General features: G+C 40.7%; 28 protein-coding genes and 1 pseudogene. 4 read left to right on the top strand and 25 right to left on the bottom strand.

All coding sequences use genetic code 11. The features are described 5' to 3' along the window. Positions 1–116: 116 nt before the first annotated feature. The 14 genes from D8854_RS03440 to D8854_RS03510 all read right to left on the bottom strand — a co-directional run bounded on the left by D8854_RS03440 (position 117) and on the right by D8854_RS03510 (position 13134). A complete protein-coding gene (locus tag D8854_RS03440) occupies positions 117–1544 on the bottom strand; it encodes a cytosine permease (RefSeq protein ID WP_125449611.1) in 1428 nt (475 codons plus the stop codon). Between the two features lie 132 nt (positions 1545–1676). Then, positions 1677–3104 (bottom strand): cytosine permease, encoded by a 1428-nt coding sequence (locus D8854_RS03445; protein ID WP_125449613.1) that lies wholly within the window; start codon positions 3102–3104, stop codon positions 1677–1679. Between the two features lies 1 nt (position 3105). After that, positions 3106–3291 carry a hypothetical protein gene (locus D8854_RS03450; protein WP_000805401.1) on the bottom strand — a complete coding sequence of 62 codons (186 nt, stop codon included), beginning with the start codon at positions 3289–3291 and terminating at the stop codon, positions 3106–3108. A 1-nt stretch (position 3292) separates the two neighbouring features. Then, positions 3293–5071: a phosphotransferase gene (locus D8854_RS03455; protein WP_125449615.1), complete on the bottom strand. Its 1779-nt coding sequence runs from the start codon at positions 5069–5071 to the stop codon at positions 3293–3295. A gap of 513 nt (positions 5072–5584) precedes the next feature. Then, positions 5585–6295, bottom strand: coding sequence for an ABC transporter ATP-binding protein (locus D8854_RS03460; protein WP_000062210.1), 711 nt, complete (start codon positions 6293–6295; stop codon positions 5585–5587). Further along, positions 6295–7059: an ABC transporter ATP-binding protein gene (locus D8854_RS03465; RefSeq protein ID WP_125449617.1), complete on the bottom strand. Its 765-nt coding sequence runs from the start codon at positions 7057–7059 to the stop codon at positions 6295–6297. Before D8854_RS03465 ends, D8854_RS03460 begins: the two co-directional genes overlap by 1 nt. Beyond that, entirely contained in the window at positions 7059–8015 is a 957-nt protein-coding gene (locus tag D8854_RS03470; RefSeq protein ID WP_000856261.1) for a branched-chain amino acid ABC transporter permease, read from the bottom strand. The genes D8854_RS03465 and D8854_RS03470 overlap by 1 nt, the downstream gene beginning before the upstream one ends. A 3-nt stretch (positions 8016–8018) precedes the next feature. Further along, positions 8019–8888: a branched-chain amino acid ABC transporter permease gene (locus D8854_RS03475; RefSeq protein WP_000941414.1), complete on the bottom strand. Its 870-nt coding sequence runs from the start codon at positions 8886–8888 to the stop codon at positions 8019–8021. Positions 8889–9007: 119 nt separating this feature from the next. Then, complete coding sequence (locus D8854_RS03480) at positions 9008–10168, bottom strand: ABC transporter substrate-binding protein (protein ID WP_125449619.1); 1161 nt, start codon at positions 10166–10168, stop codon at positions 9008–9010. Between the two features lie 87 nt (positions 10169–10255). Continuing rightward, the gene (locus tag D8854_RS03485) at positions 10256–10525 is read right to left on the bottom strand and encodes a YlbG family protein (RefSeq protein ID WP_000462107.1); all 270 of its coding nucleotides are present in this window, start codon (positions 10523–10525) and stop codon (positions 10256–10258) included. 78 nt (positions 10526–10603) lie between these two features. Beyond that, the gene (clpP, locus tag D8854_RS03495; RefSeq protein WP_000613467.1) at positions 10604–11194 is read right to left on the bottom strand and encodes an ATP-dependent Clp protease proteolytic subunit ClpP; all 591 of its coding nucleotides are present in this window, start codon (positions 11192–11194) and stop codon (positions 10604–10606) included. Positions 11195–11372: 178 nt separating this feature from the next. After that, positions 11373–12002: a uracil phosphoribosyltransferase gene (gene upp / locus D8854_RS03500; RefSeq protein WP_025169005.1), complete on the bottom strand. Its 630-nt coding sequence runs from the start codon at positions 12000–12002 to the stop codon at positions 11373–11375. A gap of 88 nt (positions 12003–12090) precedes the next feature. Beyond that, the gene (locus D8854_RS03505) at positions 12091–12558 is read right to left on the bottom strand and encodes a deoxycytidylate deaminase (RefSeq protein WP_125449623.1); all 468 of its coding nucleotides are present in this window, start codon (positions 12556–12558) and stop codon (positions 12091–12093) included. Positions 12559–12576: 18 nt separating this feature from the next. Continuing rightward, complete coding sequence (locus D8854_RS03510) at positions 12577–13134, bottom strand: TetR/AcrR family transcriptional regulator (protein WP_125449625.1); 558 nt, start codon at positions 13132–13134, stop codon at positions 12577–12579. Between the two features lie 124 nt (positions 13135–13258). On the opposite strand from D8854_RS03510, the gene D8854_RS03515 reads away from it, so the two are divergent. From D8854_RS03515 to D8854_RS03535, 4 genes and pseudogenes are all read left to right on the top strand, one after another. After that, positions 13259–14104, top strand: a complete 846-nt coding sequence (locus D8854_RS03515; protein WP_125449627.1) for a DegV family protein — start codon at positions 13259–13261, stop codon at positions 14102–14104. Positions 14105–14161: 57 nt separating this feature from the next. Further along, a complete protein-coding gene (locus tag D8854_RS03520) occupies positions 14162–15343 on the top strand; it encodes an NAD(P)/FAD-dependent oxidoreductase (RefSeq protein WP_125449629.1) in 1182 nt (393 codons plus the stop codon). A 13-nt stretch (positions 15344–15356) separates the two neighbouring features. Next, positions 15357–15877 (top strand): annotated as a pseudogene (locus D8854_RS09905) (DUF1697 domain-containing protein). A 9-nt stretch (positions 15878–15886) separates the two neighbouring features. Next, positions 15887–16342 carry an 8-oxo-dGTP diphosphatase gene (locus D8854_RS03535; RefSeq protein ID WP_125449635.1) on the top strand — a complete coding sequence of 152 codons (456 nt, stop codon included), beginning with the start codon at positions 15887–15889 and terminating at the stop codon, positions 16340–16342. A 59-nt stretch (positions 16343–16401) separates the two neighbouring features. On the opposite strand, the gene D8854_RS03540 is transcribed toward D8854_RS03535, so the two are convergent. The 11 genes from D8854_RS03540 to mltG all read right to left on the bottom strand — a co-directional run bounded on the left by D8854_RS03540 (position 16402) and on the right by mltG (position 25745). Then, entirely contained in the window at positions 16402–16947 is a 546-nt protein-coding gene (locus tag D8854_RS03540) for a GNAT family N-acetyltransferase (protein ID WP_125449637.1), read from the bottom strand. Positions 16948–17054: 107 nt separating this feature from the next. Next, positions 17055–17879 carry an ammonia-dependent NAD(+) synthetase gene (nadE, locus tag D8854_RS03545; protein ID WP_125449639.1) on the bottom strand — a complete coding sequence of 275 codons (825 nt, stop codon included), beginning with the start codon at positions 17877–17879 and terminating at the stop codon, positions 17055–17057. Then, the gene (locus D8854_RS03550) at positions 17876–19336 is read right to left on the bottom strand and encodes a nicotinate phosphoribosyltransferase (RefSeq protein ID WP_125449690.1); all 1461 of its coding nucleotides are present in this window, start codon (positions 19334–19336) and stop codon (positions 17876–17878) included. The genes nadE and D8854_RS03550 overlap by 4 nt, the downstream gene beginning before the upstream one ends. A gap of 116 nt (positions 19337–19452) precedes the next feature. Next, complete coding sequence (locus D8854_RS03555; protein WP_125449641.1) at positions 19453–19941, bottom strand: DUF6773 family protein; 489 nt, start codon at positions 19939–19941, stop codon at positions 19453–19455. After that, a complete protein-coding gene (locus D8854_RS03560; protein WP_125449643.1) occupies positions 19931–20404 on the bottom strand; it encodes a DUF6773 family protein in 474 nt (157 codons plus the stop codon). Before D8854_RS03560 ends, D8854_RS03555 begins: the two co-directional genes overlap by 11 nt. Further along, a complete protein-coding gene (locus D8854_RS03565) occupies positions 20394–20603 on the bottom strand; it encodes a helix-turn-helix transcriptional regulator (protein WP_001107495.1) in 210 nt (69 codons plus the stop codon). The genes D8854_RS03560 and D8854_RS03565 overlap by 11 nt, the downstream gene beginning before the upstream one ends. 146 nt (positions 20604–20749) lie before the next feature. After that, positions 20750–21346 (bottom strand): HAD family hydrolase, encoded by a 597-nt coding sequence (locus D8854_RS03570; RefSeq protein ID WP_125449645.1) that lies wholly within the window; start codon positions 21344–21346, stop codon positions 20750–20752. Between the two features lie 204 nt (positions 21347–21550). Then, positions 21551–21961: a GNAT family N-acetyltransferase gene (locus D8854_RS03575; protein ID WP_125449647.1), complete on the bottom strand. Its 411-nt coding sequence runs from the start codon at positions 21959–21961 to the stop codon at positions 21551–21553. 99 nt (positions 21962–22060) lie between these two features. Next, complete coding sequence (locus tag D8854_RS03580; RefSeq protein ID WP_185768058.1) at positions 22061–23425, bottom strand: amino acid permease; 1365 nt, start codon at positions 23423–23425, stop codon at positions 22061–22063. A 76-nt stretch (positions 23426–23501) separates the two neighbouring features. After that, positions 23502–23984, bottom strand: a complete 483-nt coding sequence (greA, locus tag D8854_RS03585) for a transcription elongation factor GreA (protein ID WP_000818755.1) — start codon at positions 23982–23984, stop codon at positions 23502–23504. Between the two features lie 63 nt (positions 23985–24047). Continuing rightward, positions 24048–25745, bottom strand: coding sequence for an endolytic transglycosylase MltG (gene mltG, locus D8854_RS03590; protein ID WP_125449649.1), 1698 nt, complete (start codon positions 25743–25745; stop codon positions 24048–24050). Between the last annotated feature and the right edge of the window lie 49 nt (positions 25746–25794).

Genomic DNA, 25794 nt, shown 5'->3' on the forward strand with positions numbered 1-25794 from the left:
TATTGCTACTATAATTATACACTTTCTTACAAAAACTATCAAACGCTTTCATCTCTTTTTCAAGATTTTGTAACATTCAATCACAAAAAAAGAGAGAACCAAAGTTCCCTCTATCCTTAAATAGTAACTGAATCTCTATCCTTAATCATATAGCGTTTTAAAGGAGTTAAGCTAGCTAGCCAGTACAATAGACCACCAAAGATCGCAGTAAAGCCACTACCAGTTGTGAGCAGGAACATAGGACTCTGGATATGCTTTGTTATAGGGTTGTAAACAAATAGTACTGCAACTAACAAGGAAATGATTACACAAGATAATCCTACCAGATTAAATCCTTTGGTAAACTCATAGGCGTCATGTCCTTCAAGGAAATAGGCTGAATGCAAATCGAGTTTTCGTTTTCTTAAGATAAAATAGTCAACAACGATCATTCCAATAATGGGTCCTTGAATATAGGCCGCCAGCGAGATGAAGGAACCGAAGTATTCATCCACTCCTCCCCAAATCGTAAGTAGGCTCACATAAACCATGGCAATCCAAACCATTAGTTTATAACTTACTTTGGGCATCCCGCTTTTTACAATCATACAGTTCACATACGATCCTGTACCCTGAGTTCCAATATTGGCAAAGGCTACTAATAGTAAACTTAAAAGCGCAAAGGCTGGTGTGCTTAGGGTTGAAAGCATGGTTGTTGGGTCACTTTCATAGACACCTGTTTTGACAAACATAGCCAAAGCCATGACTCCACCTGTCGCAGCAAAGAATGGCGCAACACCCCCGTATGACAAGGCTGTAGCCCAATAGCCACTGCGTTCTGATTTTGCCAAACGTGGTAAGACAAATGCTTGTGTAGACCAAGAAAAGGCTACGGCCACATTTCCTTCCCCTGACATCATAAAACGTTCAATCGGTGTCAAATTTTCTTGGATGGCAGGTTGGACATTCATAATATCCCTAATCGGAACCGCAACAAAACAGATTCCAACGATGATTAGCCCAACAAATAACAAGGCAACCACCAGGAAGCGATTAGTGCCTTTAATCACCTCTGGGCCCCCAAGTGCAATCAGCGTTCCAAGGAGAACACAGAGGGTACCTAGAATCGGTGCCCATACTCCCTTGTCTAAACCAAGTCCAAAATTATTTGCCAAATGAATCATGGAGCTGGCAAAAAGATTGGCGGTAACAGCATACCAACCAAAATTTGCCAGACTAATCACTGTTGATAGAACGGCCACCCCTTTTCTACCTAGAACAGCTCTCAACCAGATCCACAAATCAATTCCATATTTAACGGCAAACAAAATAGGGAGACATTCAATAAAGACCCAGATAATGTTAAAGCTAAAAATATTTATCAACATTTGATTAAAAGTCAAATATTGAGCCACATAGGCTCCTTGGGTATAACACCAAGTTGCGATGGCAAAACCACTTGTTGATAGGAAAAGATCCCAGAAAGAATACTGACGATCCTTGTTGATCATAGGAACGATTCCCGTTATCGTCTCCTGTTGAATAAAGTCATTCATCTTGGACATTTTATTGAATATCTCCTGTCATGGCTAAAATAATCAGAACATGATTGACTAGAATCATACCAATTACTAATGTAAAATTAACTTTCAAAAAAGAGGAAGCAAATAGATATAGATGAAGGTTTTCATTTATCCCTAAATCGTAACAGAGTCCCGATCCTTGATCATATAGCGTTTTAACGGAGTTAAGCTAGCTAACCAGTACAATAAACCTCCAAAAATCGCAGTAAAGCCACTACCCGTTGTGATTAAAAAGATTGGGCTTTGAATCTGTGCTGTTACAGGGTTATAAACAAATAGTACTGCAACCAACAAGGAGATAAAGACGCAAGACAAGCCAACCAAGTTAAATCCTTTAGTAAACTCATAAGCTTTATGTCCCTCAAGGAAATAGGCTGAACGCAAATCAAGTTTTCGTTTTCTTAAGATAAAGTAATCAACAACAATCATACCAATAATTGGTCCCTGAATATAAGCGGCTAGTGAGATGAAGGAACCGAAGTACTCTTCTACCCCTCCCCAGATGGTGAGTAGGCTCACATAAACCATGGCAATCCAAACCATTAGTTTATAACTTACTTTTGGCATCCCGCTTTTAACAATCATACAGTTCACGTACGATCCTGTCCCCTGAGTTCCAATATTGGCAAAGGCTACTAGTAGTAGACTTAAGAGGGCAAAGGCTGGGGTGCTTAGAGTTGACAGCATGGTTGTTGGATCACTTTCATAAACACCTGTTTTGACAAACATGGCTAGAGCCATGACTCCACCTGTCGCAACGAAGAATGGAGCCACAACTCCGTATGATAAGGCTGTAGCCCAATAACCACTGCGTTCTGATTTTGCTAAACGTGGTAAAACCAATGCCTGTGTAGACCAAGAGAAGGCAAAGGCTACATTTCCTTCTCCAGAAAGCATGAAGCGTTCTAATGGAGTTAAATCTCCTTGGGTAGCCGGTTGAATGTTCATAATGTCAGTGATAGGCACGGCTACAAAGCAGATTCCAACGATAATGAGACCGACAATCAACAAGGCAATTACCAAGAAGCGATTGGTCCATTTGATCACCTCTGGACCTCCAAGCGCAATCAGCGTTCCAAGGAGAACACAGAGTGTACCAAGAATAGGTGCCCATACTCCCTTGTCCAAACCAAGACCAAAATTATTTGCTAAATGAATCATGGAGCTAGCAAAAAGATTGGCCGCAACGGCATACCAGCCAAAGTTAGCCAAACTAATAATGGTTGATAGCAAGGCCACTCCTTTTTTTCCGAGGACAGCCCTCAACCAAATCCACAAATCAATCCCATATTTAACCGCAAACAGAATTGGGAGACATTCAATAAAGACCCAGATAATGTTAAAGCTAAAAATATTTATTAACATTTGATTAAAGGTCAAATATTGAGCCACATAAGCTCCTTGGGTATAACACCAAGTTGCGATGGCAAAACCACTTGTTGATAGGAAGAGATCCCAGAAAGAATACTGACGATCCTTGTTGGTCATGGGAACAATTCCCGTTATCGTCTCCTGTTGAATAAAGTCATTCATCTTGGACATTTTATTGAATACCTCCTGTCATGGCTAAGATAATCAGAATAAGGTTAATTAGAACCAAGCCAATGACTATAATAAAATCACTTTTTAGAAATGGCTGGGCAAACACATAGTTTGGTGATTCCATTTCTTCTAGCCTTCTTTTCGTTTCATTTGCTATTAATTCTTCAATTTCTGATGTCGGTTTCATCTCAATTCTCCTCTAAGTATAAATCTAATGCAAGTTTTCCATACTGCTTGGTATAACGATACCAGATATAAAGAAATTCACCTACTGGTTTTCCAACGCTTTCTTGGAACAGGGCCCACAAAAACCAATAATACGAAGTCACTGATACATAGGCAAAATAGTGACGTTTGGTTTTCTTGTCTGGAACTTCTTGTAGATAGATTTCAAGTACCTTTTCAGCTTCTTCCACTGTATAATTTGAACACCCGATAAAGGTTCCTAAATCTCCTGCTGGATCTCCCATACCAGAATATTCCCAATCAATCAGGCTCATTTCTCCAGCTTCATTCAACAAGAAATTTGGGCTATAAGAATCTCCATGGCAGAGAACCTCTTTCGCTTGATCTTCTTGTAAAAGCTTCTCGAGAACTGAGACATTCTGATCCAACTCTTCAAGCCCATCAAATTCAAAACGATTGCTAGCCTTTAATTTTTGTCTAAAATCATCAATTCCCTCAAATTGATTAAAAGAATGATCCGTTTTTTCTCCAGATTGGTGCAAGCGTCTCAAGAGTTCCATTGCTTTTGCTACATCATCCCAATTATCATAATCTAGTTGCTTAGCATTAGGGATAAATTCTGAAATTTTCCAGCCCTCATCCTTGTTCATGGCAACAAAAGTACGGTCAATCTTCAATTTTGCAGCAATTTCCATGGAAGCCGCTTCACTAGCACGATCGATATAATTCTCCGTTCCTCTACCTGGATGACGGTAAACATATTTCTTTCCTAGGCAGTCAAATGAAAACGAAGTGTTGGTTAAACCGTCTTTTAGGGGTTTAATATTGACAATATCTGAAGCTATACATCCTAATGTCTTACAGATGTTATCAATGATTTCCGAATTAGTATTCACCAAATAGTGTTCATCAAACTGACGCAACTCATCTAGTGAATCAAACTCCTTAACAATGTCTGCTGAATAATGCCGAGCTTCCAAAGGAAGTTCCTTGACGTGACGACTATAATAATCTTCCCAGAGCTGTTCGCGATATGGTTCGTGCTTAAATTCAGTTTCTAAAATATCTACGAACTTTTCACTAAATGCACGATCAAAATAAACGTGCCCTACCATAGCCCAAGTATTCGTCCCACCGATTTGAATATCGATAATCGTGTGATTGGAGTCTTCCTTAGAGCAGTATTCGTCTGTGTCCCCTTCTGCAAATATTGTAGAATAATAACCCCTGTAAATGTATCGTTCAAACGGATTTTCCACAAAATAATTATCCGACGAACAAATGTAAGTGTTAGAAAGCTGATCTCTGACTAGCATGAGAGAAGAACAGTTGTTGTACTTGTAGTAATCATTATTTACAACGATTTTAACGCCAAACTTCTCAGCAAGATAGAACATTTTTTCTTGCAGATATCCTACAATAACTGTAATGTCCTCTATCCCAGCTTCTTGCAATTGCTTGATTTCTCTCTCAATCAAACGCTCACCTTTAACTTGAAGCAATCCTTTAGGTAGCTCATAAGACAAAGGAGCAAAGCGGCTACTCATACCTGCAGCCATGATAATGGCATTCTTCACCTGATACGGAGCCAAAGCCTCCTCACCTAAGTCAGTTAAGTGATTTTCCTCACTGATCCACTTCTCTTCTTTACATTCCTTGAGAAGATTATTTACCGTCCCCAAAGCGATATCTAGCTGTTCAGCCAATTGTCTCTGCGTAAAGTTTTCGTCTTTGTGAGTCAACAAAAAACGTAAAAGTTTAAATTGTTTTTCTGATAGCATATCCTTAGCCTCTTTGTTCAATATTTTTGTTTATTTAATTATATGATGAACACGTGCTTTTGTCAAGTTAGATTCTATATTAAGAAAACGGATGCTCAAATCAGGTCCATCAAAATAGTAAGCAAACGAAAAAAGAACCCCAAATTTGGAGCTCTTCAAATTCATATGCCAACTAAAACAATCCACTGGATTTGACGATTGCTTGCACAATCTCCATCTGTGACCTAAACTAGTCTCCCAGACTATATGAAAATTGCTTCCGCAACTCTCATCCACCGACTAAAACAATCCACTGGATCTGATGATTGCTACGCAATCTCTATCTGCCGACTAAAAAGGTCCCCCGGACTATAGGGGAATTGCTGCGCAACTCTCATCCACCGACTAAAACAATCCACTGGATTGGATGATTACTTACGTAATCCTTATCTACCGACTAAAAAGGTCCCCCGGACTATAGAGGGATTGCGTGCGCAATCTCCATCCACAACCTAAACTAGTCTCCAGACTAGTTTAGCCACCTAGATATGCTTTTCTGACTTCATCTGATGCTGCGAGTTCTTTTCCTGTTCCTGATAGGACAATCTTGCCTGTTTCAAGTACATAACCACGATCAGAGATAGCAAGGGCCTTGTTAGCGTTCTGTTCAATTAGGAGAACCGTTGTTCCTTGCTTCTGAATATCTTGGATGATATCAAAAATTTCTTGGATAAAGATAGGAGCAAGTCCCATTGATGGCTCGTCCAAGAGAAGGAGCTTAGGTGTAGACATGAGCGCGCGTCCCATAGCCAGCATCTGCTGTTCACCACCTGAAAGAGTTGCCGCATCTTGGTTTTTACGTTCTTCCAAACGAGGGAAACGTGAAAAGACTTTTTTCAAGTTAGCTTGATTTTCTTCACGATTTTTCTTCAAGAAAGCTCCCATTTCTAGATTTTCCATAACAGTCAAGCCTGGGAAAACATGGCGTCCCTCAGGAACTTGTGAAAGGCCACCTGCCACGATTTTTTGTGCTGGCATCTTTTGAATTTCTTTTCCTAAAAACTGAATTTTACCAGCACTTGGACGAACCAAACCTGAAAGGGTACGGAGAATGGTTGTTTTACCAGCGCCATTGGCACCAATCAGGGAAACCACTTCACCTTCATTAACCTCGAAACTTACATCACGAACTGCTTGGATCATACCGTAATGTACAGATAGGTTTTCAACTTTTAACATAGACATTAGGCTTCACCTCCTAGATAAGCTTCGATAACGCGTTTGTTGTTCTTGATCTCATCCGGAGTACCATGAGCAATCAAACGACCATATTCGAGAACATAGATACGCTCAGTGACTTCCATAACCAAATTCATGTCGTGTTCGATGAGCATGATGGTAATTTTAAATTCATCTTTGATACGACGGATCAATTCTGTCAATTCAGCTGTTTCTTGTGGATTCATACCAGCTGCAGGTTCGTCCAAAAAGAGGATCTTAGGTTCAGTTGCCAGAGCACGAACGATTTCTAATCGACGTTGTTGACCATAGGCCAGATTCTTAGCAAGAGTATCTGCGTCACCATCCAAATCAAAAATCTTCAGTAAGTCCAAAGCTTTATTTTTTAATTCTTCATCATTCTTATAGAAAGCAGGTAAGCGTAGAAAGCTAGCGAGGACATGTTGTTTATGATGATTTCCAAAAGCGATGAGAACATTGTCTAAAACTGTCAGATCCTTGAACAAACGAATATTTTGGAAAGTACGACTGAGTCCAAGCGAAGCAATCTTATAAGGAGTTTTCCCATTTAGGAGGTGACCATCTAGTGTCACCGTACCTTCACTTGGTTCATAAACACCCGTCAAGAGATTGAAAAGAGTTGTTTTACCAGCCCCGTTTGGTCCAATCAGACCGACCAATTCTCCCTCGTTCAATTCAAGAGTGACATCTCCAACAGCTGTTAGACCGCCAAAATGTTTGGTTAACTGTTTAACTTCAAGTAATGCCATTAGTTTTGTCCCTCCTTCTTAGATTTTTTAAAGAAACGTGATAGACTCAATTCCCATGTCCCAAGAAGTCCACCTGGTCTGAAAATCATCACCAATACAAGAGCCAAGGCGTAGATGATCATACGTACGCTAGCCACATCTTGAAGGAGCATATTTAAAATTCCTAAAACAATCGCTGAAACGATGGTACCAGTAATAGATCCAAGTCCACCAAATACAACGATAATCAATACGTTGATGGAATTAATAAAGGTGTAATCTTTTGGGACAACAGATCCGATAAAACCAGCCTGAAGTGAACCAGCAATACTTGCTGTAATGGCACCAAAGACAAAAGCGATAATCTTGATCTTTGTAGTGTTTACCCCAACGGACTCTGCAGCAATCTCATCCTCACGAACAGATAAAGTAGAGCGTCCAATTGGACTACGTAAGAAGTTGAGGGTTGCAATAGTTGTGATAATTACAAAAAGATAAACCATCTGCCAGTTGGTAAAGTTTGGAATACCTAAGATTCCAGCAGCACCGTTGGTCAAACTTCCACCATTAATGATAAAGATACGAATGATTTCTGAAACACCTAGTGTTGCAACAGCCAGATAGTCCCCCTTCAAGCGTAGAGTTGGAATCCCAACAAGCAAAGCTACTGCACCAGAAATCAAGGCACCCAAGACCATTGCTCCAAAGAAGGCACCATAGGTTGGTGATTTGGAACCAATAATCGCTGCTGCATAAGCCCCAATCGCCATAAAACCTGCATGACCAAGTGAGAATTGTCCTGAAAAACCAACAATTAGGTTCAAACCTACTGCAAGGATGATATTAATCCCAATTTGTTCTAAAATTTGGACATGGAATAGATTGAGAACACCAGCAGAAACCAATACGCTAATCAATCCATAACCCGCTAACAGAAGGAATAACCAGAGAATATTTACTTTAAGATTTGTCTTCATTGTTTACACCTTCTCTTTCACATTCTTACCAAGGATACCTGCAGGACGAACAATCAGAATCAAAAGTAAGATTCCATATACGATAGCATCACGGAAATCAGACATACCAAAGGCAGTTGCAAATGTTTCCAACAAACCAATAACAAATCCCCCTAGAGCTGCACCAGGAATAATCCCGATACCACCAAGAACGGCCGCAACGAAAGATTTAAGACCTGGAGTCACACCCATCAACGGTTCAAGAGAGTTGTAGTAAAGGGCAATGAGGACACCTGCTGCACCAGCAAGAGCTGAACCCAAAGCAAAGGTAAAGCTGATTGTACGATTTACATTAATTCCCATCAATTGAGCAGCGTCACTATCAACTGATACCGCACGCATGGCTTTACCCATTTTTGTTTTTTGAACAATCACCTGCAATAAAATCATCAGGAGTAAGGAAACTGCTAAAATCATTAACTGGACGTTTGTCAAGCTGATTGGTCCTAGATCATAGCGAACTGTTTGAATGGCTTGAGGAAAGGCACGAGTATTGGCACCGACCAAGTAGACCATTCCATATTCCAGTAGGAAAGACACTCCGATAGCTGTAATCAAAACAGCAATACGTGTAGAGTGTCGCAAAGGACGGTAGGCAAGAAACTCAATCACAACACCAAGTAGTGCGGTTCCTGCCATTGAAATAATTAAAGCTAAAAAGAAATCCATTTGGAAAGAATTAATCAAAAAGTAACCAATAAAGGCTCCCATCATATAAATATCACCGTGGGCGAAGTTAATGAGTTTGATAATTCCATAAACCATGGTATAACCCAGGGCCAAAAGTGCATAAACACTACCCAGAATTAAACCATTCACAAGTTGTTGGAGCATAGCATTCACTCTTTTCTATTGTTATTTTTTAGAAAATTTCTCAATTTTCACAAGTTCATAAACACCGAAACAGGGAGTGAGTCAAAGGCTCATTCCCTATTTCAGCTACTATTCTAATGTTATGGTTTTACAACTTCTGCTGCTTCCACTTTACCATTGTTCATGGTCATCATGTAAGCCGTTTTCACTGTGTTGTGATCTGCATCAAAGCTCGTTTGACCAGTTACACCATCAAAATCTTTGGTTTTAGCAAGGTTGTCCTTGATTTCACCTGAGTTTTTAGCACCTTTTGCAGCATTAGCTACTAGGTAAACTGAGTCATAGGCCAAAGCTGAGAATGTTGAAGGTTCTTCATTGTATTTAGCACGGTAGGCTTCAAGGAAAGCTTTAGCTTTTGCAGAAACATCAACTGTAGTTGAGAATCCTGAGATGAAGTAAATGTTTGATGCTCTTTCAGCAGTTGCTTGTTGAACAAATTCTTCACCGTTAAAGCCGTCACCACCAACGATTGGTTTATCAATTCCCATACCACGTGCTTGGTTTACGATTTTACCTGCTTCTGTGTAGTAACCTGGAACAACGATAGCGTCAAACTCTTTCCCTTTCATTTTAGTAAGGGCTGCTTGGAAGTCTGTATCACCTGCTACGAAAGTTTCGTCTGCAACAATTTCACCTTTATAGGCTTCACGGAAGGCTTTAGCAATACCTTTAGCATAGTCACTAGCATTGTCCGTATAAAGAACAACCTTCTTAGCATTCAATTTGTTTGTCACATAGTTTGAAATGATCTTCCCTTGGAAGCTATCTTGGAAAGTTCCGATAAATAGGTAATCTTGACCTTTAGTCAAACCGTCTTGAGTAGCACTTGGTGAAATCAATGGCACTCCAGCTTTAGTAGCGTTAGCTACAGCTGCGGCAGTTGCACCAGATGTCGCAGGTCCTACGATAGCTGCAACTTTTGATTGAGTTACAAGGTTCGTTGTAACAGAAGCTGCTTCAGCTGTTTCAGATTTGTTGTCTTTGTCTACAACTTCGATTTGTTTTCCGTCGATACCACCAGCAGCGTTGATTTCATCAACAGCAAGTTGAGCACCTTTTTGTTCAGAAGTACCATAGGCAGCTACAGCACCTGTTTCTTCAAAGTTAAAACCGATTTTGATAGTCTTTTCGTCTACTGGGTTACCAGTTGTATTTGACGCTCCTGACTTGACCTCTCCACAGGCAGCGAGAAGAGCTACGCTAGCAAGAGCCACAAAAGATAGGGCAAATTTTTTCTTCATTTTTAATCTCCTTATAGTTGTTTCAAAAATAGTATGTTAAGAATATACCGAATTATCAGAAAATTGTCAACACATTTATCTCATTTTTTAAATGATAACGTTTTCCTCGGTGCGATAGAGATTGCCAACAAAGGGAGTTTCTAACTCTTGAATGTGGCAACGTCTTATTTTTTTGATAAATCTTTCCTTACCTAATCTCTCAACTAAGTCATCTAGCTCCTCAGTTGGAACATAGAGCTGCAAGTAACGATGCTTCTTAGAATGGTAACAGATATCACCGTATTCCTGAAGTTTTTTTGCATCTCGATTATAGTAAAGATAGATGATTAATCCTGATCGATTTGTTTTTTCAAACATGAGGGATCCTCTTTCTAAGAAATCTTCCCCTATTATACCAAAAAAAGCAAACTCCGTCGAGTTTGCTTTCTAGGTTGCTTAGCTCAAAGAATTGTTAGCCATGATTTCATCAATGAAGCCATATTCGAGCGTTTCTTGGGCACTCATCCAGTAATCACGTTCTGCATCTGCATGAATTTGCTCAACTGATTTACCTGAGTTATCTGCAAGGATTTGCTCCAAAGTCTTACGAGTTTTGAGCAAGTGTTCTGCAGCGATTGCCATATCTGTTTGTTGGGTACCACCACCTGTACCACCCATTGGTTGGTGAATCATGTACTCCGCATTTGGAAGCATGAAACGTTTGCCTTTTGCGCCACTTGATGCAATGACAGTCCCCATGGATGCAGCCATTCCCATAACGATTGTTTGGACATCTGCCTTGATAAAGTTCATGGTATCAACGATTGCCAAACCAGCTGAAACAGAACCTCCAGGTGTGTTGACATAAAGGTAAATATCCTTTGTGCTGTCTTGGGCATCCAAGAAGAGCAACTGGGCAATAACTGAGTTGGCCATATTATCTTCGACTGGCCCAGTTAGCATGATGATGCGGTCTTTCAGAAGACGAGAGTAAATGTCATAGGAACGTTCTCCACGGCTTGTTTGTTCAATAACTACAGGAATCATTCATTTCTCCTTTTAATGTTGAATTTTCTTAGTCATGCGACTCAATACAGAACTATTATATCTTTTTGGTCAAAAAAGGTCAAATTTTTGCTCTATACTATTGACAGAATCAAAAATTCAACCTCCTCGCGAAATTAGAAACATCCTCCAATTTCATCTTTAAGACTCTATCTGAGTCTTATTTCGTACCGAACAAGCGGTCTCCAGCATCTCCGAGACCTGGAACAATATAGCCATGTTCATTCAAGTGTTCGTCCAGAGCTGCTGTAAAGATTTCGACATCTGGGTGAGCTGCTTGAAGAGCTTTCACTCCTTCTGGAGCAGCTACTAGGCAGACAAACTTGATATTTGATGCGCCACGTTTTTTAAGCGAGTCAACAGCCAAGATAGCTGAGCCACCTGTTGCAAGCATTGGATCGACGACAAAGATTTGACGTTGGTCAATGTCCTCAGGCAATTTCACCAAGTATTCAACTGGTTGAAGGGTTTCTTCATCACGGTACATACCGATATGACCAACTTTTGCTGCTGGAACCAAGCTCAAGAGGCCATCTACCATCCCGATACCTGCACGCAAGATTGGGACAATCGCCAATTTTTTACCAGCCAATTGTTTTTGAACGGTCTTTGTGATAGGTGTTTCGATTTCCACGTCTTCAAGTGGAAGATCACGAAGTACTTCATATCCCATCAACATTGCAATCTCATCTACTAGCTCACGAAAAGCTTTTGTAGAAGTGTCTGTACGACGCAAGATTGACAATTTGTGTTGAATGAGTGGATGATTAATGACTTCAATTTTTCCCATTTTCTGAATTCCTTCTTTCAATTTATTCTTCTTATTATATCAAAAAACGGTTTAAAAAGCTTTCTAAACCATTTATTTTTATTAATTTTTAAATCAAATCTGCCTCATGGAGAGCTGTCTGAACAGTCTCTAATGGTAAATGGGTTAATTCAGTGCCTTTTTCATGATAAAGGTACTGGGCATAGTCATCCATTCGGTACTGGTTGATATAAACCACGCGCTTGCAACCAACTTGTAGCAGTTGTTTGGTGCAGTTCAGACAAGGGAAATGGGTCACATAGGCTGTAAATCCTCTTGGAACCCCTCGTTCAGCCCCTTGCAAGATGGCGTTGACCTCCGCGTGAAGGGTTCGAACACAGTGTCCTTCAATGACCAAACATTCGTGGTCAATACAGTGCTCCGTTCCTGATACGGAACCATTGTAGCCTGTTGAAATGACCTTATTGTCCTTAACGAGGACAGCTCCCACTTTGGCACGTTTACAGGTTGAACGATTGGCAATCAGTAAGGCCTGGGCTGCAAAGTACTCATCCCAAGCCAGTCTTTTTTCTGTCATAAGTCTTCTCCTTATCCTCTACTTTTTGAAAAATGGCAAGCGTAAATCCGCAATCTTTTCAGCTGGAACCTTCATTCCATCCTTGATCCACTTGAGCAGAACTGATACGATAGCAGAACTCCAAAACGAATGAAGATAGCTGCTGACACCTTTTGATTTTCCGTGGTATTTTTCTAGAAATTCCTGCATAGCTTGAACAAAAATCTTTTCCAAGTGGTAGTCCAGAGCGAGTTGGATAACCTTGGCTTCTTTCTTTGCTGCGCGGAAAAGGTGAACCCAGACCAGATAAAGGTCGGTTTTGACATCGTAGTGGCTCAACTGTTCCATAATGTTATGGACACTGCGTTTAAAGACGCTTTCCAAAATTGCTTCTTTAGAATCATAATTGCGATAAAAGGCAGCGCGCGAGACACCCGCCCGCTTGACCAACTCTGAAATACTAATCTTAGCCAAGTCTTTTTTCTCCAGAATTTGTAAAAGAGCCGTCTCGATTGCTTCTCTGGTTAAAAAATTGGATTCTTGATTTGATTTTCTGAGATTTTCAAGAGATTTTTCAGATATTTTACGTTCAGACATAACAATTTCTTTCTACTTGTGACAACAGAGAGGTGGTACTTTTGTTTCAAGGGCTTTCATGATATAATTGTAAAAAAAGACAGAACCTTTGTCAATGTATAAGTGACAAAGACGGAGAATTTCTATGACTTGGAAGATTGTAGCTGACTCGGGTTGTGATTATCGTCAATTGGTAACTCCCGCTATTGATACTGAATTTATTAGTGTTCCTTTAACCATTCAAGTAGCTGATCAGGTCTTTATTGACGATGCCAATCTCGACATTGACCACATGATGAAAACCATGTATGCGACTTCTGAGGCTTCAAAATCAGCTTGCCCTAGCCCAGATGATTACTTGCGTGCATTTGAAGGTGCCAAACATATTTTTGTCGTTACTATCACTGGTACTCTTTCAGGTAGTCATAATAGTGCACAGCTCGCTAAGAACATCTACCTTGAAGAACACCCAGACACTCAGATTCATGTGATTGATAGTTTATCTGCAGGTGGGGAAGTTGATTTGATTGTCGAAAAAATCAATGACTTGATTGACCAAGGACTTTCTCATGAGGAAGTTGTTGAAGCTATTACAGCCTACCAAGAAAAAACGAAGTTGCTTTTTGTCCTTGCTAAGGTAGATAACTTGGTAAAAAATGGTCGTTTGAGCAAGCTTATCGGTACGGTCGTTGGCCTTCTCAACATCCGTATGGTCGGAGAGGCGAGTAATACTGGAACCCTAGAACTGCTCCAAAAGGCTCGTGGACCAAAAAAATCCCTTCAAGCAGCCTATGAAGAACTCATCAAAGCTGGCTACGCTGGTGGTCGTATCGTCATGGCTCATCGCAGTAATGAAAAATTCTGTCAGCAATTGTCAGAACGCTTGCTGGAAACATTTCCACAAGCCAATATCAAAATCCTCCCAACGTCTGGTCTCTGCAGTTTTTATGCAGAAGATGGCGGTTTGTTAATGGGATATGAAATTAACTAAGATCATCCGTAACAAGAGATGCCAAGCATCTCTTGTTTTTTGTGGTACAATAGAGCTATGAAACATTTTGATACTATTATTATCGGTGGAGGGCCTGCTGGCATGATGGCTACGATTTCTAGTAGCTTTTATGGACAGAAAACTCTTCTCATCGAAAAAAATCGAAAACTTGGTAAAAAATTAGCTGGAACTGGTGGTGGTCGTTGTAATGTAACCAACAATGGAACTCTAGACGACCTACTGGCTGGCATCCCTGGGAATGGGCGCTTTCTATATAGTGTCTTCTCTCAGTTTGATAACCATGATATCATCAACTTTTTTACGGAAAATGGAGTCAAACTTAAGGTTGAGGACCACGGACGCGTCTTTCCTGCTAGCGACAAGTCTCGAACCATTATTGAAGCTTTGGAGAAGAAAATCACTGAACTCGGTGGTCAAGTCGCTACTCAAACAGAGATTGTTTCGGTTAAAAAGGTGGATAACCAGTTTGTCCTGAAGTCCGCAGATCAAACCTTCACTTGTGATAAACTGATTGTGACAACTGGTGGTAAATCCTATCCTTCTACAGGTTCAACTGGATTTGGACATGAGATCGCCCGCCATTTTAAGCACACCATTACCGAGCTTGAGGCGGCCGAGAGTCCGCTTCTGACTGATTTCCCTCACAAAGCGCTTCAGGGCATTTCACTAGACGATGTGACCCTAAGCTATGGCAAGCATGTCATCACTCATGATTTGCTCTTTACCCACTTTGGTTTATCTGGCCCTGCTGCCCTACGCATGTCCAGCTTTGTCAAGGGTGGTGAGATCCTCTCACTGGATGTCTTGCCTCAACTTTCTGAGAAGGACTTAGCTGCATTTCTAGAAGAAAATCGGGAAAAATCCTTGAAGAATGCTTTAAAAACTTTACTTCCAGAACGCTTGGCAGAATTTTTGGTTCAAGGCTATCCTGAAAAAGTCAAACAACTGACTGAAAAGGAACGGGAACAACTTCTCCAGTCCATCAAGGTCCTCAAAATCCCTGTCACTGGCAAAATGTCCCTTGCCAAGTCCTTCGTCACCAAAGGAGGCGTCAGTCTTAAGGAAATCAATCCTAAAACTCTGGAAAGTAAGCTAGTCCCTGGGCTCCACTTTGCTGGCGAGGTACTGGATATCAATGCCCACACGGGTGGCTTTAACATCACTTCTGCCCTCTGTACCGGCTGGGTGGCAGGCTCCAATCCAATAAATACCAAGTAAGAAAGGAAGTCCTTTGGAACATATTATTTTACTAAGAGGCGTTACTCCCAATGGAAAAAATGCTATCCCGAAAATGTCCTATTTGGTAGATATTTTGACAGAAGCTGGTTTTCAACACGTTCGAACCTATATTCAAAGTGGGAATATCATTCTTGAGAGTGACTCAGATTTAGAAGAAATACGAGAACCGTTCATACTCTGATAAAGGAAAAAATTGGGGCCGACTTAAAAATGGTTATCAAGAATAAGAACGATTTTGAAAAGATTGTTCAAGAGAACCCATTTAGAGAAGACTATCTTCATGATCGTGTACATGTGATTCTTTATCAGGGATTTATCCAAAGTCTGCCATTAGAAAAATTGAAAGCTGACTACGGTGAGGAAGAAATTTGTGTAGGCGATCACTGTCTCTACCTCTATCTCCCTAGAACTGCAAAACGAAAAAAGCTCAATACCAACTATCTTGAAAAACTGTTTGGCGTGGATCTGACCATGAGAAAGCTAAATGTAGTAGAAAAGTTACTAACAAAATAGGAGAACAAGATGAACAGACGCGAAACAGTCGAATTTGTCAACATGTGCATGATTAAAAACGGTGACAAGGTTCTGGTCCAAGATCGAGTTAGTCCCGACTGGCCTGGCATCACTTTTCCTGGTGGTCATATAGAGCATGGGGAACCTTTTACTGATGCAGTTATCAGAGAAGTCAAGGAAGAAACTGGACTAACCATATCCAAACCTCAACTTTGTGGTATCAAAGACTGGTACGATGACGAGGATTACCGCTATGTCATCCTCTTTTACAAGACAGAACACTTTACTGGTGAACTCCAATCTTCAGACGAAGGTACTGTTTGGTGGGAAGAATTTGAAAATCTGTCTCATCTGAAACTTGCAACTGAGGATATGTCAGACATGCTGCGTGTTTTTTTAGAAGACGATTTAAGTGAATTCTTTTACTACAAAGACGGTGACGACTGGCTTTATGAGTTAAAATAAAAGAGCAGAAAAAAATGACCTGAGCTTCAAAAGTTAAATTTTGAAGCTCAGATCATTTCTTAGTCCTTTTTAATCTGATAATAAATAAGGTCCGCAACGTAGTCTTTTCTCTCCACACCATTGGTAATGGTTTTTAGATAAGACATTCCCGCTTTTTCCATCACACGGCCTGAAGCTGGGTTGAGACTGGCGTAACGAGCTCTGACCTTTTGAAAGCCTGCTTGAGTAAAACAAAAGTCTAACACAGCTTTCAAGGCCTCCGTCATCATACCACGACCCCAATAATTTTTTCCTAAAATATAGCCAATTTCACAACTTAAATCTTCCTCGTGCATTGCAACGATGCTGATATCTCCTATCACTTGCTCTGGGTTTTCTTTGAGACAAATGGCCCATTTGTAATAGTTGGGATTGGTATAGGATGCAACCCAATTTCGAATCGAGTTTCGAGTCACCTCAAGATTCGGATGGGGATCCCAGGTGACATAGGTCAGATTCTCAACAGACGAAGCCCAATTTTGAAACATGGCTTCTGCATCACTCTCCACAAATCTTCTCAAAATCAAACGGTCTGTCTGTAATATTTGCGTACCGATTGCTTTCATGAGACTACCTCACTTTCTTATCTCAAGGTGAGAGGGTAAAAACCTCCACTGGAGGTTCCTCGTTTTCCCGTTTCTAGACTCGGGCTGAAAACCTCCACTGGAGGTTTTCACTCCCAAAAGTTATCAAATACGGTGATGGGTAGGTGGCGTTTGTGTTGGCCTTTGTGCCACCAGTTTTCGATAGTCGCTTGGGCTTCTGGGCTGATTGTTTTGCCTTCTAGGTAGTCATCAATCTCTTCATAAGTGACTCCAAGGGCGACTTCATCAGCCAGCCCTGGTTTATCTTCTTCTAGGTCTGCTGTTGGGATTTTTTCATAAAGGGCTGGGTCTGCACCAAGCTCCTTCAAGAGTTGTTTTCCTTGGCGTTTATTGAGGCGGTAAAGAGGAAGAATATCCGCACCACCATCACCAAACTTAGTAAAGAAACCTGTGATATTTTCCGCAGCATGGTCTGTTCCAATGACCGCTCCGCTATGGGCACCCGCAAGGGCATATTGAGCAATCATGCGACTACGAGCCTTGATATTTCCCTTATTAAAGTCTGAAACAGAGCTTCCTGTCGCTTCGACTGCAGCTGTCATAGCATCAGCTGATTCCTTGATATTTACAACTAGACTGACATCTGGTTGGATGAAATCAAGGGCTTTTTGAGCATCTGCTTCATCAGCTTGCACTCCATATGGCAGGCGGACAGCGATAAATTGGTAGCTGTCATCTCCTGTCTCTGCTCGCATTTCTTCCATAGTTAATTGCGCCAAGCGCCCTGCCAAGGTTGAGTCCTGACCTCCAGAAATCCCTAGTACAAAAGTTTTAAGGAAGGGGTGTTTTTTTAAGTATCTCTTTAAGAAATTAATCGAACGACGAATTTCTTCCTGAGCATCAATCACTGGTTTGACGCCCAGTTGCTGGATAATGGTCTCTTGCAAACTCATTCTTCTTCTCCTTCACCAAGGGCTTCCTTGCGCATCTTATCAATCAAGTCCATCTTATCTTGCCAAATATCACGCGCCAAATCTACTGGGTAATGTTGCGGGTTGAGCACGCGCTTGTATTCATCCCATAACTTATCAAATTCCTTGCGAGCATAGGCCTGAATCTCAGTCAAACTAGGCAAGTTGTAAACCAATTTTCCTGCTTTGAAGATGTCCACCAAGAGAGGAACAGCATCAAAGTTTCGAACGGTCTTCTTAATGTAAGTATAGGTCGGATGGAACATCTTGATTTCAGTCATGCCGCTCACATCAACACCATCATAGGTGATGTAGTCACCTTCTGACTTGCCTTTTTCACGACTGGTAATGCGCCATACCTGCTTCTTACCTGGCGTTGACACTTTTTCAGCATTATTAGATAGTTTGATGGTATTGCGCATACGACCATTCTCATCTTCGATAGCTACAATCTTATAAACTGCCCCAAGAGCTGGCTGATCATAGGCTGTAATCAGCTTGGTTCCCACACCCCAGACATCAATCTTGGCCTTTTGCATCTTGAGGTTGAGAATAGTATTTTCATCCAAATCATTAGAAGCATAGATCTTAGCCTCTGTAAAGCCAGCCTCGTCCAGTTGCTGACGGACTTTCTTGGAAATGTAGGCAATGTCCCCAGAGTCGATCCGCACACCCATAAAGTTAATCTGATCACCCAGCTCACGCGCCACCTGAATGGCAGCTGGCACACCGATTCGCAACGTGTCATAAGTATCTACTAGAAAGACACAGTCACGATGGGTTGATGCATAAGCCTTAAAGGCTTCATAGTCGTTTCCATAAACTTGTACCAAGGCATGGGCATGAGTCCCCAAGACAGGAATATCAAAGAGTTTACCAGCACGCACGTTGCTGGTTCCGTTGGCTCCACCAATCACAGCTGCGCGTGTTCCCCAAATAGCTGCATCCATTTCTTGAGCCCGACGTGTCCCGAACTCCATCAAGGGTTCATCTTCGATGACCGAACGAATACGTGCTGCCTTGGTCGCTATCAAGGTTTGAAAGTTAACGATGTTTAAGAGAGCCGTTTCAACCAATTGACATTGGGCAAGAGGGCCTTCCACCTGTACAATCGGTTCATTAGCAAAAACCAAGTCCCCTTCCTGGGCAGAACGAACCGTCAACTCCAACTTGAGATTGCGGAGGTAGTCTAAGAACGCCCCATGATAGCCAAGCGATTCCAAGTAGGCAATATCGCTATCAGAAAAGCGCAAGTCTTTAAGATAATGTACAATTCTTTCCAAACCAGCAAAAACTGCATAGCCGTTCTGAAAAGGTTGCTGGCGGAAATAAACTTCAAAAACCGCCTTTTTATTGTGAATCCCTTGGTCAAAGTAAACTTGCATCATGTTGATCTGATACAAGTCCGTGTGCAATGTCAAACTATCATCTGGATACATCTGTTTTCCTTCTTCCTTCTTTACAAAGGCATGAACGTATTCTACCACTTTCACACCATCCGATAAATTAGTACTATTATAACACATTTTACCGAGATTGATAAAAAACTAACAAGCTATTCTCCGTTCTCCAGTTCATCCATATCTTGCTCAAACTTTTTTTGAGCCCATTCGCCATAACTTTTAAGACCGAGATTGCCGATAAAAACCCAAGGAAGGTAAATCAGATAAGTAAGGATCCAAGCAGACAGATATTTAAAATTCAAAGGATTATGCTGATAAATTTCGATATTGAATTGATAATTCTGCAACATCAAAAGAGTCGTAATAGCGAGAGTTACCAGCAAACACCCTACAATCGTAAAATGAAAACGACTATAGTAGGTCACTCCAAGTTGTCGTGCACGATTGAAAAAGAAGAAAATTCCTAAAAGAAGGGTAACAAGAAGAATATCAGGATTAAAAAGAGCAGGTGCTAATACAGCCACCAGATAGCTTAGCAGAATGAGCCCGATAAACACATAGAAAGACTCTGCTCCAGCTTTGTTAATCAGTTGTTCTTCTCTTTCGTCTAATAATTGATAATAAAAAAATCTATTTTTCATCTTCTTCCTCCCAAACTTGCTGATTTCTGCGATTCAAGTATAGGATAACTCTATCCATAGAATAACTCCCAACGAGATAGATGATAACTGCTAGAACCACTTTTAGGGAGTACTTCCAAGTCAATAGACTGACCAGTTCCTCGCGATTGCCTACGATATCAATCAATAAAACCACTATAGAAAATCCCAAAGCAGATAAAACTCTTTCTTTTCCAGTATTCTCAACAATATCCCGAATATCAATTCCTACATACATGCGGCGAATAATGGCATACAAACCAACTCCAATCAATAAAAGTAATTCTGGCAAATAGGATAGAAGTGTTAAATTGAAAATATAAACTTTGGCAAAAATTTCCAGTGCCAAAAATAGGCACATTCCCAAGAGAATTTCTCCTGAAATCTTTCCATCCAATTTTTCCGTACGTTCATCTTTAATTACAAGTTTATTTCTATTTTTCATCTTCTTCCTCCCAAAATAATTGATCTAAAGTTTTGCCTAAGCATCTGCAAATGGACTGGCAAAGGGAGAGACTGGGATTGTATTTCCCAGCTTCAATCAGACCTATAGTCTGCCTAGTAACACCCACAGCCTCTGCCAAATCCCCTTGTGTCAAGTCAAGCTCCACCCGAGCTAATTTTAATTTTAAATTTTTAGCCACTAGCATCCTCCTTCACATTTTTAAAAAGTTGCGCTTCTTTTAAAAACATTATACCATATATCTAACTTAATGCAATATATAAATGTCATTTTGTAATGTTTTATTAACAAAAAACTCTCTATCGTAAAAAATAGAGAGTGTTACCTTTAAATATAGGATTTCAAAATATCGACGACATCACTTCTTTTCTTGACCTGATAGGCCCTGATGCCCAATTTCTCAGCTGCGTTTGTATTGTCCTCAATATCGTCTAGAAAGATACAATTTGCGGGATCTAGCTGGTATTTGTCGAGAATCTTCTTAAACATTGCCAAATCAGGCTTTATAGCTTTTATATCACAGGATAGGACAAAGCCATCTAAAAGCTCCTTTAAGGGAGATAATTGCTCATCCAGCAAGTCATAAAATACCTTTGAGGTATTGGACAAGACAAAGATGCGATGCCCCTTTTTCTTTAGTTCTAACAAGACAGGAAAGACTTCCGTATAGATATCAATGTAGCTAGGCCAATTCCAGATAACTTCTTCGACCTTCTTTTGATAGGTCCTGCCAATCATTGACACAACTTTAAGCACTAATTCTTCTCTCGTCATGGTACCAAGATCTAATCTTTCCCAAAGCCCCGACTGAAAAATGGTCTTATCTAAAATCAGATAATCTTTCTTCATCTCCGAAACGCCTTGCAAAATCTTATCCTTGTTCCATTCTAACAAGACGTTGCCCATATCTAGTATTATGTCCATTAGCCCACCTCCATAGTGATGTGAAGATTTCCTCTTTGATTTTATTTGTATACTCAATGAAAATCAAAGAGCAAACTAGAAAGCTAGCCGCAGGTTGCTCAAAGCACAGCTTTGAGGTTGTAGATAGAACTGACGAAGTCAGTAACATACACACGTCAAGGCGATGCTGACATGGTTTGCATTTGATTTTCGCAGAGTAATAGCTTACAAATCCTTTTGGTAATAGTATCTTTTCCCTGTGTAGGGATAGTCTTGCAAGGTAAAGACCTCCTTGTAGCCATACCTTTGGTAAAAGTCTGGCGCTTGAAACTGGTAAGTATTGACAAAAGCAAAACGACAGTTTCGATGCTTAGCTTCACTTTCTGCCTGTTGCAATAGTTTTGAACCAATTCCCTGTCCCCGTAATTCCTCTTTCACAAACAAATACTCGATTTCCAACCAATTTCCGAAAGTCTCTGCTACCAAGCCCGCCAAGAGATTGCCCTTTTCATCTTCGACATAAAGGTTCAGTGGCTCACTTGTAGCCTCTTCTCTTTTGGAACGATTATAAGCACGAATCAAATTCCCTATTTCTTGCGCTTTCTGGGACGCTTTATTTTCCAATCTAAAGTGCATCCAAACCTCCTTCGAACTGTTACAGCTTGATTATAATCTTATTTCAATAGACTGTCAAACTAAAAAGAACTCACCAAGCAAAGTTGATGAGTTCATGATTTATTTCCTAAATTTCCACTGGCTATAAATTCCGAAACCGATAATCCAGATAGCAGAACCAACTGCCCCCATGAAGGTAGACTCTTGTAAAAAGAGGGTTGCAAAGACAAAGATGAAAAAGAGGATGGTTAGGGGATTGAGCAAGCGATACTGAGGCATGAGGTAGCCATCCGCCATGAAGTCTTGTGACTTGCGGTATTTGAGATGAGCCACCATGATCAAGATATAAATCGCGATGTAAACACCTGATGAGGATGCCGTAATCAAAGCAAAGGCATCGGAAACACCTGGCAAAACATTGATAAAAGCTGCCAGAGCAATCAAAATCGCTGAGGCGATGATGGCATTTTGAGGTACATTGTGGCGAGAAAGAGTATCTGCCTTGATCGCTTTTAAAAAGCGATTGGGTGAATCATGGGCAATCTGGTAGAGGTGTCGCCCTGTTGAATAGAGGGTTGAATTAAGAGCAGATGCTGCCGACGTCAAAACAACGAAGTTAATCAGAGCTGCCGCCCACTTGATACCTGCTAGCTCAAAAACCGTTACAAATGGTGAATCTGAAGAAGCAAGTTCTCTCCAGGGAATGATAGACATAATGGCTAATAGGGCTCCACCATAGAAGAAGACAATTCGGAGGGGAATTTCTTTAACTGCTTTTGGCAAAACCTGACGAGGATTCTTGGTTTCAGAAGTTGTCACTCCGATAAACTCAATCATCAGATAGGCAAAAAATACCATTTGAAAGGCCATGACAAAGTTCATGACTCCGTTTGGAAAAAGAGAGAACTGATTGCTGATATTTGCCAGACTTGCAGCACCATGCGGTGTCTCAAATCCTGTCAAAACCATAAAGACACCTGTTGCAATCATAGCTAAAATAGCCACAATTTTAACCATAGCAAACCAAAACTCGACTTCTCCAAAAAGCTTAACCGCAATCAGATTGACCAAGGCCAAAATCGTTAAAAAGACAATCTGAATCAGCCAACTAGGCCAGCTAGGAAACCAAAACTGAACATAATGCGAGATCGCAGTGATTTCTGCCATACCGATAAAGACGACAGACAACCAATAAGACCAAACTGAGAAATAACCCCAGCCTTTCCCCAAATGACGGGTGATAAAGTTGATAAAAGTATGTTGTTCTGGATCCTGATACAGCATCTCCCCAACAGCCCTCATCATCAAAAACATAAAGGCTCCTGTAATCATATAAATCAGGATGATGGAAGGGCCTGTCAGGCTGATAGAGCGACCGGCACCTAGGAAAAGACCTGTTCCGATTGTTCCCGCAATGGCCATCACCTGAACATGGCGATTGGTTAAACCACGCTCCATTTTATTTTTTTTCTTATTTGAACTCATATAGTCTCCTATTTATTCAAAAAATCAAAAAGGAGTTGAGCAAGTCAAGACCTCCACTACTCCGTTTTCATTCTATTTAGGCTGTTTTTTCAACCTTTAAAATTTTGACATCGTAACTACCAACAGGTGTCTCGATGGTCGCTGTATCACCAGTCTTCTTGCCGATCAAGGCTTGTCCAATCGGACTTTCATTTGAAACCTTACCAGCAAAAGCATCTGCACCTGCAGAACCGACGATGATATAGACTTCTTCGTCATCTTCCCCGATTTCTTGGATAGTTACAGTCTTACCGATAGCCACTTCATCTTGGGCAACTGCATCGCTATTAACGATTTCAGCATAGCGGATTTTTGTTTCTAGACTTGAAATTTGTCCTTCAACAAAAGCTTGCTCATCCTTAGCTGCTTCGTACTCGCTGTTCTCCGAAAGGTCTCCGTATGAACGAGCAATTTTGATACGTTCTACCACTTCAGGACGACGAACGAGTTTCAACTCCTCTAATTCTTTTTCTAGCTTTTCCTTCTCTTCAAGGGTCATTGGGTAAGTTTTTTCTGCCATTTTTCTCAACTTTCTTTTCTTAATTTGTTTTTAAAACAAAATTATGTGGAAAACCACATAATTTTAGTTTGAACTACTTGATTGGGTTAGTTTGCTATTGATGTGTTCTGCAACGTTTTGATCATGTTCTTCTTTGGTCGTTGCAAAGTACACTTTACCATCTTCGACATTGGCTACAAAGTATAAGTAGTCACTCTTTGTCTGATTTACACTTGCTTCTATGGAATCCAGACTTGGACTGTCTACCGGTCCAGGCATGAGGCCAAGGTGTGTATAAACATTGTAAGGTGAATCAATCGTCGTATCAATTCCAGCATCATCCGCTAGACTAATCTTTTGACCAAGCTTGCCTTGGGCATACAGGATAGCGATATTACTTTGAAGCGGCATACCGAGATTTAGGCGGTTATAGAAGACACCAGCAATCTTCTTGCGATCTTCTGTCTTGGCACCTTCTTTTTCAACAAGAGAAGCGATACTGAGCAATTCATTGACAGTCAGATTCTTTTCTTTGATCGTAGCGTAATATGGTGACATAGCCTTATCCATAGCAGCTAACATCTCATCAATCAAACTTTCAACTGTAGTGCTTTCTTTGATGGTATAAGTTGCTGGGAAAAGGTAACCTTCTAGGCGATAACGAACGCCACTGTCTTTTGTTGGTAGACTTCCAAGCAAGTTTGGATACTTGGCTACTACTTGAGAGATAAAGGTCTCATCTTGAGCTTTTGCCAAGAAAGCATCCGCAGTAAGAGGTTCTTTAAATTCACCTTGAAGTTGTCCTACTGTTTGAGCGATTTGCTCCAATGTATATCCTTCTGGAATTGTCAAGCTTGCAAGAGCTGGTTCTTGTCGTTCAGGAGTTCCACCTTTTTGCAATTCTTGGATCAATTCATCTGTACTCATGCTCTTCTTCAAGTTGTAATAACCTGATTTTAAGTCTGCACTCTTATATTTAGCATACAAACTAAAGATAAGTCCATGTTTTACCAAACCAGATTTTTCCAAAGTGCTCCCAATTTCTTGAATATTTGAACCTTCTGGGATTTGAACCGTTACGTAGTCCTTAGAGCTCGCATCAACTGGTTTCAAAGATTCTTGAACATAACCATAACCAAAGAAGCCACCAATACCTCCAAGCACTAGGAGAACTAAGAAAGTTAGCAAGCAGCCTTTCGCTTTTGATTTCTTCTTTTTCTTAGCTGGCTTTGTTCCTTCGCGACGACTGCGTAGTGGAGCATTCGCTAGATCATCAACTTGCTCAACTGGAGCAGGTACTACATTCTCTACAACAGGAGGGACCGATTCTTCTTTTTTGTCATCCGTTTTATAGGAAACAGCCACTTTAGTTGGAGTAGTATTAAACTCTTTCTCTTCCTTTTTAGGCTCTACAGCATCAATCTTGGCTGGTGCAGGCTCTTCTAGTTTTGACTCTTCTAGTTCTGGTGCTGTCACTTCGCTTGATTCAAAACTTGGGCGTGGTGGCACACTTGGGGCATTTTTAAGGATTTCATCCACAGTTGACAGAGAATCTGCCATTAAATCTTCTGTGGCAAGATTGGATTCTTGTTCAGAAGGAGCGGGTGGAGTTACTTGAGAAGATGGAGTTGGGGTGGTTGGACTTTCATCCTCTTTTCCTCTTCTTTCTCTCTCTCTGACTCTCTCTAAATCGCGTAAAATCTGTTCTTTAAAGCTTAATGTTTCTTCTTCTCTTGATTTCTCGCTCAAAAGCTTTACCTCCTTGTTGGCAATCCATAACATTATATCTTAAAAGTCGCAGAAAAGCAACAAAAGATACCTTTTTCCAACT

The sequence above is a fragment of the Streptococcus mitis genome (assembly GCF_003943905.1).
GTDB lineage: Bacteria > Bacillota > Bacilli > Lactobacillales > Streptococcaceae > Streptococcus > Streptococcus mitis_BC.